This window comes from Roseiflexus sp. (assembly GCF_057785375.1).
Map to the genome: position 1 here is coordinate 38,327 of NZ_JBYNRX010000023.1, position 12,852 is coordinate 51,178.

General features: G+C 60.3%; 15 protein-coding genes. 8 read left to right on the plus strand and 7 right to left on the minus strand.

Going from position 1 to position 12,852, the window contains the following annotated elements; translation table 11 throughout:
- Complete coding sequence (locus AC3EA7_RS04030; protein ID WP_488612745.1) at window positions 1-1,065, plus strand: 3-deoxy-7-phosphoheptulonate synthase; 1,065 nt, start codon at window positions 1-3, stop codon at window positions 1,063-1,065.
- Window positions 1,066-1,094: 29 nt separating this feature from the next.
- On the opposite strand, the gene AC3EA7_RS04035 is transcribed toward AC3EA7_RS04030, so the two are convergent.
- Window positions 1,095-2,126 (minus strand): bifunctional heptose 7-phosphate kinase/heptose 1-phosphate adenyltransferase, encoded by a 1,032-nt coding sequence (locus AC3EA7_RS04035; protein ID WP_488612746.1) that lies wholly within the window; start codon window positions 2,124-2,126, stop codon window positions 1,095-1,097.
- 247 nt (window positions 2,127-2,373) lie between these two features.
- Between AC3EA7_RS04035 and AC3EA7_RS04040 the strand changes: the two genes are divergently transcribed.
- Window positions 2,374-2,709: a hypothetical protein gene (locus AC3EA7_RS04040; RefSeq protein WP_488612747.1), complete on the plus strand. Its 336-nt coding sequence runs from the start codon at window positions 2,374-2,376 to the stop codon at window positions 2,707-2,709.
- Window positions 2,710-2,714: 5 nt separating this feature from the next.
- Here the strand turns inward: AC3EA7_RS04040 and AC3EA7_RS04045 are convergent, their stop codons facing one another.
- Window positions 2,715-3,317 carry an SAM-dependent methyltransferase gene (locus tag AC3EA7_RS04045; RefSeq protein ID WP_488612748.1) on the minus strand — a complete coding sequence of 201 codons (603 nt, stop codon included), beginning with the start codon at window positions 3,315-3,317 and terminating at the stop codon, window positions 2,715-2,717.
- A 290-nt stretch (window positions 3,318-3,607) separates the two neighbouring features.
- On the opposite strand from AC3EA7_RS04045, the gene AC3EA7_RS04050 reads away from it, so the two are divergent.
- The 6 genes from AC3EA7_RS04050 to AC3EA7_RS04075 all read left to right on the plus strand — a co-directional run bounded on the left by AC3EA7_RS04050 (window position 3,608) and on the right by AC3EA7_RS04075 (window position 6,005).
- A complete protein-coding gene (locus tag AC3EA7_RS04050) occupies window positions 3,608-3,748 on the plus strand; it encodes a hypothetical protein (RefSeq protein WP_488612749.1) in 141 nt (46 codons plus the stop codon).
- 74 nt (window positions 3,749-3,822) lie between these two features.
- Entirely contained in the window at window positions 3,823-4,395 is a 573-nt protein-coding gene (locus tag AC3EA7_RS04055; RefSeq protein WP_488612750.1) for an RNA polymerase sigma factor, read from the plus strand.
- Between the two features lie 27 nt (window positions 4,396-4,422).
- Window positions 4,423-4,683 carry an anti-sigma factor family protein gene (locus AC3EA7_RS04060; RefSeq protein WP_488612751.1) on the plus strand — a complete coding sequence of 87 codons (261 nt, stop codon included), beginning with the start codon at window positions 4,423-4,425 and terminating at the stop codon, window positions 4,681-4,683.
- A 43-nt stretch (window positions 4,684-4,726) separates the two neighbouring features.
- On the plus strand, window positions 4,727-5,329 hold the full coding sequence (locus AC3EA7_RS04065) for an RNA polymerase sigma factor (RefSeq protein WP_488612752.1): 603 nt from the start codon (window positions 4,727-4,729) through the stop codon (window positions 5,327-5,329).
- Window positions 5,330-5,361: 32 nt separating this feature from the next.
- On the plus strand, window positions 5,362-5,634 hold the full coding sequence (locus AC3EA7_RS04070) for an anti-sigma factor family protein (RefSeq protein WP_488612753.1): 273 nt from the start codon (window positions 5,362-5,364) through the stop codon (window positions 5,632-5,634).
- A gap of 68 nt (window positions 5,635-5,702) precedes the next feature.
- Entirely contained in the window at window positions 5,703-6,005 is a 303-nt protein-coding gene (locus tag AC3EA7_RS04075) for a hypothetical protein (protein WP_488612754.1), read from the plus strand.
- 129 nt (window positions 6,006-6,134) lie between these two features.
- On the opposite strand, the gene AC3EA7_RS04080 is transcribed toward AC3EA7_RS04075, so the two are convergent.
- The 5 genes from AC3EA7_RS04080 to AC3EA7_RS04100 all read right to left on the minus strand — a co-directional run.
- Window positions 6,135-7,772, minus strand: coding sequence for an extracellular solute-binding protein (locus AC3EA7_RS04080; protein ID WP_488612755.1), 1,638 nt, complete (start codon window positions 7,770-7,772; stop codon window positions 6,135-6,137).
- A 184-nt stretch (window positions 7,773-7,956) separates the two neighbouring features.
- Window positions 7,957-8,709, minus strand: a complete 753-nt coding sequence (locus AC3EA7_RS04085) for a hypothetical protein (protein ID WP_488612756.1) — start codon at window positions 8,707-8,709, stop codon at window positions 7,957-7,959.
- A 15-nt stretch (window positions 8,710-8,724) separates the two neighbouring features.
- Window positions 8,725-10,413 (minus strand): substrate-binding and vWA domain-containing protein, encoded by a 1,689-nt coding sequence (locus AC3EA7_RS04090; RefSeq protein ID WP_488612757.1) that lies wholly within the window; start codon window positions 10,411-10,413, stop codon window positions 8,725-8,727.
- 104 nt (window positions 10,414-10,517) lie between these two features.
- Window positions 10,518-11,762 carry a substrate-binding domain-containing protein gene (locus AC3EA7_RS04095; RefSeq protein ID WP_488612758.1) on the minus strand — a complete coding sequence of 415 codons (1,245 nt, stop codon included), beginning with the start codon at window positions 11,760-11,762 and terminating at the stop codon, window positions 10,518-10,520.
- Window positions 11,763-12,626: 864 nt separating this feature from the next.
- Window positions 12,627-12,852 (minus strand): hypothetical protein (locus AC3EA7_RS04100; RefSeq protein WP_488612759.1); only part of this gene is annotated, 226 nt, incomplete at its 5' end.

Genomic DNA, 12,852 nt, shown 5'->3' on the forward strand with positions numbered 1-12,852 from the left:
GTGCGACCGGTTGATAATCTTCATGTTCTTGCCTTTGAACCGCTCACTCCGCCGCGCATCCTGCGCGAGCGCTACCCGATCACCGAAGCCGCTGCACTGACAGTCTACGAAGCCCGTGAAGCGATCAAGCGCATTATGCGCCGCGAAGACCGGCGATTGCTGGCAGTCGTCGGTCCCTGTTCGATCCACGATACCGACGCAGCGCTGGAGTATGCCCGACGCCTGGTACGTCTCGCCATCGAAATGCGTGACCGTATCGTCATCGTGATGCGCGCCTATTTCGAAAAGCCGCGCACCACCGTCGGCTGGCGCGGCCTGATCAACGACCCGCACCTCGACGGTTCGTTCGATATGAATGAAGGTCTGAGGCGCGCACGCGAATTGTTGTTGCACATCAATGATATGGGGCTGCCAACCGCTACCGAGATGCTCGACCCGATCAGCCCGCAGTATATCACCGACCTGATCAGCCTGACTGCCATCGGCGCACGCACCGTTGAGTCGCAGACCCACCGGGCGCTTGCCAGCGGTCTTTCGATGCCGGTCGGCTACAAGAACAGCACCGACGGCAATGTGCAGGTGGCAGTCAACGCCTTTCTGTCGGCGCGCCGGGCGCACTCGTTCCTCGGCATCGACCAGGATGGGCAAAGTTGCGTGGTGCGCACCACCGGCAACCCGGATGGCATGATCATCCTGCGCGGCAGCAGCACAGGACCGAACTACGACGCGGCAACCGTGGCGCGCACCGAGCAGGCGATGGCGGCGGCAGGTTTGCTCCCTGCCATCATGATTGATTGCAGCCACGCCAATGCCGGCAGCGACCATACGCGCCAGCCGCAGGTCTGGCGTGAGGCGCTCCTGGAGCACATCGCCAGCAACGCGGTCATTGGCACGATGGTCGAGAGCAACCTGTACGAAGGGAAACAGCCGATCCCCGCCGACCGCTCGCAACTGCGCTATGGCGTATCGGTGACCGACGCCTGCATCGGCTGGGAAACGACCGAGCGCATGCTGATCGAGGCGTATGAGACGCTGGGGACTGAAGGCAGGAAGGTTGCAGGTTGAAGGTGGGAAGGTTCCGGCGTGGCAGTTGCTCAGTCATTCTTATGATACGCCCACCACATCGCGATGATCTGATTCTGCAACGCCACTTCGTCTGTACCAGTTCGGCGCATCACGGCTGCGGCTGCCAGATTGCTCAGTTCCACTGCTTCGTCTAATGTAGCGCCTGCGCACAGAGCCGCCGCCACGGCTGCTATGGCGCTATCGCTCGCTCCAGTCAACTGGATCGGCCCGGTTATTGGAACAGGAGGCGTGTGGATCATCCCTTGCTCGTGAACCACGAGCATCCCACGCACACCGAGCGTCACGATCACGGGTTTGCCGGTGCGCTGACGTAGTTGCTCGGCAGCCTGCCCCACCAGCGCCAGCGGCGGATTGCTGCTGTCATTCGCGTAAACGGCACGTACACATTCGCGGGCATCAGGTACAATCATGACATGCCGGAAGAGTCCAACACGATAGTGCGAGGTTGCCAGAAACCAGACATTCCGGTGACGAGCGGAGAGATCAGCGATCTCCAGACGGAGTCGGCTCGTGACGACGCCGCATTCTTCTTCGGCCACATGATCGACGACGATCACTGCATGAACCTGAGTCACTAATGCCCGCAAACGCTCGATCAGCGCCATTGTTGTCGAGGGCGCCATAGGAGTGCGAGAGCGGATGTCGAGCCGTTCGAGCTCTTGCGGCACAGAGATTGCGCTGGAAATCACCGGCTGGATCGAAGCCGGTGTATACCTGTTGGCAGCAACGACCATTGCGCGTTCGTCGATACCACGCTGACGCAAACTTCGCCTCAATTCATACCCATCACCATCATCGCCGATCACGCCAAGAGTGGTCACTCCAACCCCGAGTGCGCGCAGGATGACCGCAATGTTCCCCGCTGCGCCAGGAATCATGTCCACAGCAGCAACCTGATGAGAGGGGAGACCCGTCTCCTCCGAATACTCAACATGCGCCGGATCGATCTGCAGGCGCCGGTTGAGCACAAAATCGCCTACCACCAGCACGCGGGCGTGTGCGCTGCGAAACAGAATGTCCTGGAGCCTGCTCTCGTCCATGGACCCCACTTTGTATGTTACTGATGCGATCAGTACGATCATGCCGGTCTATGACGCGCTGGAACGCAAACCACAAGCGGGCAGCAGCCTTCGCTCCGGATGGTAGCACAAATTCAGCCCGGCGTATAGAGGCAGACACGGAATCGCTCCCGACCTGATCGGGAATGATCACCCTTCCAATTGCCTGGTCGATATGGTACACTGGTAAACAGGATGAGATAATCCTTGCAGACTGGAAGGCACGACCATGTTGGGACAGGCATTGCGGCTTCTACGCATCATTACAGGCTGGATCTGCATTATCGGCGGTCTGATCCTTTCGATTTCGCCAATCCCATTTGGATTCGTTATCGTTATTGCAGGCGTCATTCTGGTCGGCCCGCGTGATCGTGGGTTACGCATGGCGCGCGCCCTGTGGAATCGTGCGATTCGTTCGCTCGCTTCCTCGTCTGTGCCTTTTGTGGCCACATTGGCGTGGCGCATCATCGCCTTTCAGTCATCTATCGAGCAGCGTATTCATCAGTGGATGGAAACACGCTCGACGTCGCGCGTTGCGCCACGTCGCGCCTCCGCTGAGGAATAGCCGGCTCAGCCCCTGCGCCTCAGCCAGTACCACGCTGAGGGCCAGCTCGTATCGCACACATGAGTCACGCCGTATTCGATGCGCTCGACCTCAAGGTCGGGCGCAAATAGTTGTTCTACCTCTCCTTTTGCAATCCAGCGCGGCGGCTCGCTCGATGTTTCATCGTGCAAATGCGCAAAGAGCAGATACAGGCCGCCAGGGCGCGTCAGGCGCGCAACTTCGCCAGCATAGGCGCGGAGTTCTTCTGCAGTCATTCCATGCATGCAACCGACATCGAGAACAAGATCATACGGTTCACGCAAAAAGTGCAGGTCGGTGACCGATGCGGCAAAGAGGCGCACCCTGTCGGTCACCCCTGCGCGTCGGATGCGTTCTTCGGCTCGTGTAATCGCTTCAGGGACGAAATCGACGCCATCAACAGACCATCCACGCGCTGCGAGATAGACGCAGGCGCGCCCTGTGCCACATCCCAGGTCGAGCGCCCGCCCCGGCGGAAGAACGTCGGCAACCGCAATGACTTCTGGCGGCGGCAGGTCGGCATCCCAGGGAATCTCGCCGTCACGGTAGCGCTGCTGGAAGCGCTGGAAGCGCGTTGTCGGGTCGGTCATGCATCTGCTCCCTTCCTTGTTCCGTCCTATAATCAGGGTACATGCGTGACTTGTCAGGCGGTAGCCCGCTGCACTGCCCGACGCGAAACCGTCGGGCGGATCGCACGAAGAGCGCTGCCGCGCCCTCGCCCTGGCATGGACACATGCCCGGAACCAGCCCCGCTGACGCGGGGCTGCGTGCACTCAGCGCGGGCGCCGTCTCTCAGGAACACGGTGGTTCCTGTCCATGCATGGCTGCCCCCCCTGACACGTATCTGTTCACGCTCTTCCTGAGAGCGCAGGCGTTATGTGTGGACCCCAGAGCGGCGGAGCGTCGTGCGTGGGCGCTTGCTGAGGCCATTCCGCCGCTGCTCCTTTTCGGGGCTGCCGCCGAACCTCCGTTTTGGGCGACCGGCGGCATCGTTTCCCCCAACCGTGAACAGGTACCATGACACAGGGTTTTCGCTCGTGCCAGTCGATGCGCTATAATAGCACCAGAAGCGATCTGTCGCCTTTGTGAGCCTGTATGAATGACGAATCTGCCCTGATCGACGGGCTGCGCCGGCGCGATCCGCAGGCATTTGCGACCTTCTTCGAGAGGTATGCCGACCGCGTGTACCGTCTGGCGTATGGTATCGTTGGTAATGAGGCCGACGCCGAAGAAGCGGTGCAGGCAACATTCATTTCGGCGCTGGAAGCCATTGACCGTTTTGAGCAGCATGCTCGCCTCGGCACCTGGCTCTACCGCATCGCTTACAACCACGCCCTCATGATCCTGCGCCGACGACGACCCGAAGAGTCCCTGCCCGACGAGGACGCCGCACTGCCGATGCCATCGGCGCTGACCGACTGGAGCACGCTGCCGGAGGATCGTCTGCTCAGCCGTGAGGCGCAGGAGATCCTGCGAAACGCGATTGCAGCATTGCCGATCACCCTGCGCGCGGCGTTCGTCTGTCGCGATATTGAAGGGCTTTCGACCGCTGATTGTGCACAGATCATCGGTATCAGCGAAGGGGCGCTGAAGGTGCGCCTCCATCGCGCGCGCCTGACGTTGCGCGAACGGGTGAGCGAGTACTTCGGCGAATGGATGGCGCCATAACACGGCTGGCTGCCGGGGAGCACAACAATGACGTGTGAAGAACTGATTGCTCATCTGTCGAGTTACATCGACCACGAGATGGATGCCGCCCTGGTCGCCGAGGTGCAGGAACATATTGCGCACTGCCGCAATTGTCGCGTTGTGCTCGACACCACGCAACGCCTGATTGTGCTCGTTCACGACGAGGGGCAGCGTGTCATTCCCGCCAGCCAGCGCGACGCCCTCTTCGAGCGTCTGCACCAGGCATTCCTCAACCGGCCGCAAACATCGGACGACAGCACTGTGTAACGCGCATCGAGACGTTCGCATCTGAATCTATGAAAGCCGTGCCATGCCCGGACCAATCATCGACCTGACGATCTACGAGAATGAGGAGGCGTTGCTTACCGGGTTGCGTCGCCGTGATCCCGATGCGTGCGCGTGCCTGATCAAGCGGTTTGCGCCGCTGGTCTATGCGCAGGCGATGCGGCTGCTCGGCGATGCCGATGAAGCCGAAGGAGTGTTGCAACAAACCTTCATCAAGGCATGCGACAAACTTGACACCTACGAAGGGCGCAGCGGGTTGGGAAGCTGGCTCTACCGCATTGCAACGAATGAAGCGCTCATGCACCTCCGCCAGCATGCACCACGCGTCGATCTCGACGATGTTGCCGAGACGATCCAGGAAGACGACATGCCGCAGCGCCTGACGCCGTGGACGTTCGACCCGGCGGCGGCAGCGCTGAACAGCGAACTGCGCGCCACGCTGGAGCAGGCGCTGGCGGCGCTTCCCGAAACGCTGCGCGTCGTCTTTGTGCTGCGCGACATCCAGGGATTGAGCACCGAAGAAACCGCTGCTGCGCTCAGTCTGGGCGAAAGCGCCGTCAAAGTGCGGCTGCACCGGGCACGGTTGCGTTTGCGGGAATTGCTCTCCGCATATATGCAGGAATATTGAGCGCCAGCAGCCCTGGCGCGTGGAGGTCCGCCATGGACACTCATCATCACGAGCACGACGATCCCGAACATTGCCGTGACATTCTGGCGCAACTGAACGACTACCTCGACGGCGAACTCGCCGAGTCGCTCTGCCGTGAATTGGAACAGCACCTCGCAGAATGCCCCGACTGCCGGACAGTGTACGATACCTTGAGTCGTACCATTCACATCTACCGTGCATTGCGCGACGCGCCAGCCGAATTGCCGCGGGAGGTCGAAGAGCGTTTGATGCACCGCATCAAAGTTTCGCTGAGCGCGGGTTGACTCGCCTGGCGGAAGGAGGGCGAAACAATGCGCATCGCCCTCTTCCTGAACGCAAGGAGCAAAACGTAATGATCCGAGACATTGAGGCATTTCGGGCGTCATTGACCGGCGATGCGCCTCCACCCGGTCTCAGCGTCGCGTTGCAGGCGCTGTGGTACGATGCCCGCGGCGACTGGCATGCCGCGCATCGCGCCGCACAGGACGATGACAGCATCGACAGCGCCTGGGTGCATGCCTATCTGCACCGCAAAGAGGGCGACCTGGCGAATGCCGGGTACTGGTATCGCCAGGCGGGCAGACCGGTTGTCAGCGTGTCGCTCGACGCCGAGTGGGAGCAGATCACGCAGGTGTTGCTGCTTTCGGAGGAGTGATCAGGAAGGCGCGAGCCATCCACGCACCCGTCAGGCAAGGTGATTTGCGCCTGCCCGCGTCTTCAAAGCGTGCGCAGGACAAAGATCTTCGCCTTGCGTTCCTCTTGCCTCTCGTCTCGCACCTCACACCTAGAAATACCTGCTCAGATTCTCAAAAATCTGACCGATATCGCCGGTATCGCCCTGCACCAGGATAGTGCGCGAGAATGTGGCGATCTGCTGCAGGACGGCGGTATCGGCATCAGCGCCGTATGCCACCGGAAAGATGCTGACGCCCGATTCCTCGAACACCTGCCGGACCTGTTCGAGCGTCGCGCGGCTGGAATTGTCCTGCCCATCCGAGAGCAGCACAATTGCACGAATGCGATCACCTTCAACTGGCGGCAGGGCATCGAAAACCTTTTTGCTATCCATCAGCGCATCGTACAATGCCGTCTTGCCCTGAGCCTGCATCATCGTAATTGCGTCGTCGAGCTGTAGACGCACATCCGACAGCGGCGCCGGCGACACAACCACGCGAGATTCGGTCGAGAACACGATCAGACCGACGCGATCATCCGGCAGAATGCGGCTCAGGAAGGTTCCAAGCCCCGATTTTGCCGCTGCCAGTTTTTCGCCCTCCATCGAGCCGGAAACATCAACCACAATCAGAATGTCAGCGCGTTTGCGGTTGAGCGACCAGGCGTTCTTGGCGGCGACGATCACCTCGGCCGGCGGCACGGGCAGCACACTCTGCACCCCCTGCGGTTGCACACCATACACCGGGCTGATCGGATCTGCCAGAGGCACATTCACATTCGCAGGACGAAAGCCGTAACTCATCGCCAGGCGCTGGCTCTCGTCGGTCAGCAGGAAATCGTAGAACTGCTCCGCAGCGCGCTGCTCCTGCTCCGAGGCGCTCGCCATGATGATGAACGGGTTGTCGTGCCAGAAGGTTCCCTCGCGCGGGTAGATCGCCACCAGCGGCGTTGGCGGATTTTTGTTCTTATTAAAGTCGATGAGCGTGATCTCTTCCATCGGAAACGCCGAGATGTATCCCATCCCGAATTTCCGCATATTCTCGCTGAAAACCAGGGTGTTGTAGCCATAATGCTTGATGCCCCGCCCCAGTTTGCGAATAAACTCCTGGCTCTCCGGCTTCTGAATGTCGGCGACGGTCAGGTCGCGCTGTTTTCCGGTAGCAGCGTAGAACTCCGCCAGCAGCGTTGAAAGCGCCGTTGTGCTGATCTCCGGGTCGGTATGCCCCCAGCTGAAGCGCCCCCACTCAGGATGCCCATAGGCGCCCCAACCCTGCGGGTTCTCGATCAGCGCCAGCATGTCCGACCAGCCGATCGGTTTGTCGGGCCAACCCATTGCCTCCGCCATCGGGCGCCACATCGAAATGACCACCGGCGTCAAAACCAACGGCTGATTCGACGCTGCCACGTTCGGGTTGCCGCTCTCGTACTTCAAGACCTCCAGCCAGGTGGAAGCCGAAGGTGACCAGACGGTAGTCTGCAATCGCCCATTTCGGATCTCGGTGCGCGCCTCACCGCTCGACTTGTTGATACCTTCGACCATGATCGGGCGTCCCTCAACCTGTGTGCGTGAACGGTTGAAGGCGGCGATGCGATCCTTCAACCAGTCGTCCTTTTCAGGGCTGTAGGTGATGGTGATCGTGATCGCATTGGAGGGCGCGTCACCTCCTCCTCCACCGATCAGGTCGCCGCATGCTGAGGCAACTAATCCGACAATGATCAGGAGAATGAGTGATGTGCAGGATCGCATCGTTTTTCCTTGTCATGTAAAAATCCTACGCGGGTGCGTCACCGGCACGCGGGCGGGTCACAGACCCGCCCCGACAATCCATCCATCGGCGGCGCGTCACCGGCACGCGGGCGGGTCACAGACCCGCCCCGACGATCAATCAATCCGTCCAATCCATCCGTCGGCGACGTGCCTCTGCCCGTTGTTACACTGCTCCGCTGCGTGCCAGGGCGGTATCGAGCACCGACTGGAAGGCGTCCATGTCCGATTTGAGATCCGCCAGGCGGCGCGCAACCTGGCTGGTGGTGCTGTCGGCGCTGGCGGCATCGGCAGTGCGCAGACGCACCGTCTCTGCTAGCACATTGTCAAGGCTGGCGTTGATATTCTGCAATTGCGCACTGATACGCCCGATGTAGGTGTCCAGGTCGCGCACATTCTGGATTTTTTCCAGCCGCGCCCGGCGCGTCTCCGCCAACTGCGACAGGGTATACGGGTCCTGCGTCGCGCGCATCTGCTGATCGATGGATGCAACATCCTGCTCGAGTTTACGGCGGTCGACAGACGCCAGGTAGCGCTCAATGATCTGCCCTTTGTCCGCCAGAATGTATGCCTCCTCAACCAGTTCGCGCCCCTGATCGGCGATGGGCAGCAGCAGGCGCGCCAGCGGGCCGCCAGACTGCGCGGCGCTCCGGGAGATCTCCTGCTGGGTACGTTCGATGGCTTCAATCTGCGCGCGGAATGTAGGGCTGGCGAGGCGTGGACGCGGCGTTGGCGGCGGGCGGCGCGCCGCATCGATCAGCACCGGATCGCGCATACCGAAGAAGACCATGAGCACATACGCCAGCACTCCGAGCGGGAGCAGCCAGGTTGCTACGGTCAACCCGGCGGCGAGTGCGACGATCAGGACAATGAGTGCCAGCGACTGGCGCGCCGCCAGCAGAAGAGTTGTCGTGTTCATACAGACGCCCTCATCTCAGAAGAATGTTGCAATGTCCTGGTAGATACGCTCGATGCTGCCACGCTCGCCGGGCTTGCCAACGTAACTCTTCGCTCCCGTAGCGCCGGCGATCTCATTCAGCAAGTTTACATCGGCATCGCCACCGAATGCAACCGTGAACACTTTGATACTGTATCCTTCCCGGTCCTGTCTGAGCAGACCGAGCACGTCTTGAGCCGAGCGCTGGCTTCTGTTGTCCAGCCCATCGGTCAAAACAACAACTGCACGAATGCGCTGTCCAGGCGGAGTGGCATTCAGTTCCTGGTACACTTCGAGCACCGTATCGAGCAGGCGCGTCCCGCCACGCGGCGTCAGTCCGCCAATCCGGTTGAGCATCTCGGCGCGCTTGGGACCAATCGGCGAGACCGGTGTCAGCACCGTTGCCTGATCGCTGAAAATCGTCAGCCCGAACCCATCGTCGTCTTCCAACTGCTCGACCAGGATGCGCAGCGCTGCCTTTGCCTGCTCTAGCCGCCCTTCGTCTTCCATACTCCCGGATACGTCGAGCACCGCCATGACATCGACCCGCTTTTTGTTCTGCATCCAGACGCTGCGGATGGCGTTCAGCACATCCGGGCGCGGCACTTCGAGCAAGGTCTGAGGCTGCTGCGGATCGACGCCATTCTCCGGCGTGATCGGCGCGCCGACCGTTACATCGGTGTTGCTGGGCCGGTAGCCGTAGCGCAACGCCAATTCCTGCTGCGGACGGTCGAGCAGATAGCGGAGAAAGACATTCGCCGCTTCGCGTTGCTCATCGGTCACCCACGGCGCGTTCAGGATCGCGTAGGGATGGTCAGTCCAGAACGTGCCTTCCTTCGGATAAATGGCAACGACCGGGAGAGAGACGTAGGGATAGCGATCACGATTGTAGGCTTCGATCACCAGATTTTCGTACAGCACCGCCGCCGAGAGGTATCCCGGTCCCCGGTTGAACATCTGGTCGGCGAAAAAGCCGGTGCTTTCGCCGTAGTGAATGACGCCGCTCTCGATATTCCGCATGAACTCCGCCGTTTTTGGATTCTGCACATCGGCGACGGTCAAGCCACGGGTTTTTTCGGCGGCGGCATAACTGATCGCAATAATCGTCGCTACCCCGCTGTTCGAATAATCAGGATGGGTGTGACCGAACTGCAACGGACCCCACTCCGGTCTACCGAAGTCCGCCCAGGTTTTGCCGCTTGCCGACAGTTCGGCGATGTCGGACCAGCCGAGCGGTTTGTTGGGCCAGCCGAGCGCTTCCGCCATCGGCTTCCACATGGCGATGACAACCGGGCTGAGCACCAGGAGCGGCGCATTTTCATCGACGAGCGTTGCGCCATTGTTGCGTTTGCCCCATTCATCGTTGGCGACCGGCAGCAGAATCCTGCTCGCGGGACTCCAGACGGTCGGCTGGATGGCGCCGCTCAGAATCTGGTTCATCGAGTCGGTTGAACCCATCGGCGTCGCCACCACTTGAATGGATGCTCCGCTCGCCGTTTTCTGCCCGGCAGCGTTGAATTGTCGAACCGCCTCTTCGAGCCATGCGCGCTTTTCGCTGCCGTAGGCAATGCTGACTTCGACGGTATTGCCTCTCAGGAACCCTCCGTCGCCGCCGCCGGCGCCGCACGCTGCCAGCAGCGGCGTCAACAGAACCAGGATCAGAAGCCATCGGAAAGGATGTCGCACGTAATGATCTCCTCTCATCTCAAAGGATAGAGGCGCCGGGTTTAGAAGAAGCGAATGATCGGGCGCTTACCCTCTCGCCTCTCACCTCTTGTCTCTTGCCTCTTTTATCGGTTGATCTGACGGCGCCACAGATCGAGCAACGTGGTCACCACATCAGCCGACGGGGTTTCAACCGACGGCGGAGTTTCCTTCTGTGCGCCATAGGCGCGGTATCGGTTGAGCGGGTTGGCGGGATCATCCGTCAATACAGGAACTTCTATATTTGCCGGACGGAATCCATACTGCTTGAACGCAATCTCCTGGATTGGCTGCGACAGCAGAAAATCGCGAAACGTCTCCGCCGCCTGACGTTGCTCCGGCGTCACCCAGGGGGTGTTCAGAATGGCATAGGGATGGTCGCTAAACATCGTCGCCGGCGGATAGTAGATGCGGATGTCGCCCCAGCGCCGCTGCGCGGCTTCGATGTTTTCGAGCGCCAGGTTCTCGTAGACGAGCACGATGTCGTATTTGCTGGGACCAAACTGCACCATACTGGTCATGAAGGTGCCGGTGCTGTCGCCAAATTCGAGCACCGCCATCTCGATCTCGCGCATCCATTGCTGAAATCCGGGATCGATGATGTCGGCGCTCGTCAACCCTTTGCTCTTTTCGTGGTAGCCATACGCCATCAGGATCAGCACCTGGGGACCGCTGTTCGAGGTCAGCGGCGAGGTATGCCCGAATTTCACGAATCCCCACGATTTCGCTTTCTCATACTCCGGCGATCCGGGAGCAAATTTATTCGCCTTGGCGACGCCAACCCATCCTTCGTCGTTCGACAGTGCGTCGTGCAGGTTCTGCCAGAAACTGTCGGGACCTTCGGGCCAGAGCACTTCGGCGCGCTCCTTCCATACAACGGCCACCAGCGGCGTCAGCGCCAGCGGCGCCGCCTGATCGGGACGATTAATGATGAATGGTGGGCTGCCGGGGTTAAACGCCGCCCAGTCGGCTTTGGCGACTTCAACCCACATACTGCTCGCCGGGCTGATGACGGTCGGCTGCCCGTAGTTGCCGAACTCCTGTCGCGCAGCGCGCAGCGAAAGTTCACGCGAACCAATGCCGCGCAGCACGATCTGAATCGGGCGGTTGCCGACGCGCGGGTTGGTTGCGGCAAACCGTTGTGCAGCGTCTTCGAGCCAGAGTTTCTTTTCGGTGCCGTACCAGATGGTCACGACGACCGGCTCCTGCGCCGGACCGATGGGAAGCGGAAAGGGGGCGTAACCGACAGGACCGATGAACGCAGTGGCAAGCAACGCCAGCAGGCAGATCAGCAGATAGCCTATACCAATGGCGCGCGTGACTGATTGCATATTCCACTCCTGCTCCTACACGGCATTCCGCTCCTCAGTCTACTCTATTCTCATCAAGGGCGAGTTATCAACTCGTTGACGATTTGGTTGCAGCACTGAATCTACGCAGCGGGAGAGAGCGGGTTTCAGAGGGAGAACCGAGAACCTGGAGTTAGGAGTTAGGGATTAGGAGTTAGAGGTTAGGGGTTAGGAGTTAGGGGTTAGATTTCTCACCTCTCACATCTTGCCTCTCACCTCTCACCTCTCGCCTCTCGCCTCTTGTCTCACTTCACCTTCAGCCTTTGCACCTGCAACCTGCCGCCTGCCCACGTTCACCGGGTATCGCGCACCCGCGCGGGCGCGGCGGCGCGCCCCTGCCTGCCGCCTGCCCACATTCAACAGAGGACGCATATGGTGAACGTGCATGAACCGGCGCACCCAAACGGTATAGGCATCGCTTCGGCAGGCTCAGCGCACGGCTTCGGTGCGGATTAAATCGTGTTTGTGGCGAAGCGCGCCGCGCACCTGATCGAGCAGTCTGGGCGGATGGCCGGAAGAGGACATCTGGAAACCCCTTTGCATCGGATATGGAGTGAACTATACTCATCACAACTAATGTACCGCGCAACGCACCCAAGCGATGCGGCTTCATCGCACGTGAGTTTCAGGAGCGAAGGTTATCCGTCTATCGGGGCATGCGCGGGCATAGGCGGACGCATGGCGGCCGAACACCGTACCGGGCGGGTTGAGACGGAGGTTGTCCGTCTCATGTGGCGCAGGCGTGCATAGCCGGACGAAGGGCGGCCGAACACCGTACCGGGCGGGTTGAGACGGATGGTTGTCCGTCTAACGTAGTACTGGCTGGAATAGGCGGAGGCGGTCGGTCTACTTCATGTTGGGCGGCTGATATCGCCACCATATATTCTTGTTTCGCTTGGAGGTGAACACGTTACACAAATCTTTGAAACGCCAGATGTTTGTATTTCTTGTTCTGCTATCCGCCTTTTCATTTGCCATTGCTTCATTCGGTGGCGCATCGGCTTCCGAATTAGCGGCGGCAACTGTTACTCGAACTCGGACACCGACTAGAACTGCGACAAGGAGGCCAACT

What these genes read in the sequence shown, in the direction of transcription:
- AC3EA7_RS04045 (WP_488612748.1), bottom strand. Translation starts at nt 3,317, where the DNA reads ATGACCGACCCGACAACGCGCTTCCAGCGCTTCCAGCAGCGCTACCGT.
- AC3EA7_RS04060 (WP_488612751.1), top strand. Translation starts at nt 4,423, where the DNA reads ATGACGTGTGAAGAACTGATTGCTCATCTGTCGAGTTACATCGACCAC.
- AC3EA7_RS04055 (WP_488612750.1), top strand. Translation starts at nt 3,823, where the DNA reads ATGAATGACGAATCTGCCCTGATCGACGGGCTGCGCCGGCGCGATCCG.
- AC3EA7_RS04065 (WP_488612752.1), top strand. Translation starts at nt 4,727, where the DNA reads ATGCCCGGACCAATCATCGACCTGACGATCTACGAGAATGAGGAGGCG.
- AC3EA7_RS04035 (WP_488612746.1), bottom strand. Translation starts at nt 2,126, where the DNA reads ATGGACGAGAGCAGGCTCCAGGACATTCTGTTTCGCAGCGCACACGCC.
- AC3EA7_RS04095 (WP_488612758.1), bottom strand. Translation starts at nt 11,762, where the DNA reads ATGCAATCAGTCACGCGCGCCATTGGTATAGGCTATCTGCTGATCTGC.
- AC3EA7_RS04080 (WP_488612755.1), bottom strand. Translation starts at nt 7,772, where the DNA reads ATGCGATCCTGCACATCACTCATTCTCCTGATCATTGTCGGATTAGTT.
- AC3EA7_RS04070 (WP_488612753.1), top strand. Translation starts at nt 5,362, where the DNA reads ATGGACACTCATCATCACGAGCACGACGATCCCGAACATTGCCGTGAC.
- AC3EA7_RS04040 (WP_488612747.1), top strand. Translation starts at nt 2,374, where the DNA reads ATGTTGGGACAGGCATTGCGGCTTCTACGCATCATTACAGGCTGGATC.
- AC3EA7_RS04085 (WP_488612756.1), bottom strand. Translation starts at nt 8,709, where the DNA reads ATGAACACGACAACTCTTCTGCTGGCGGCGCGCCAGTCGCTGGCACTC.
- AC3EA7_RS04075 (WP_488612754.1), top strand. Translation starts at nt 5,703, where the DNA reads ATGATCCGAGACATTGAGGCATTTCGGGCGTCATTGACCGGCGATGCG.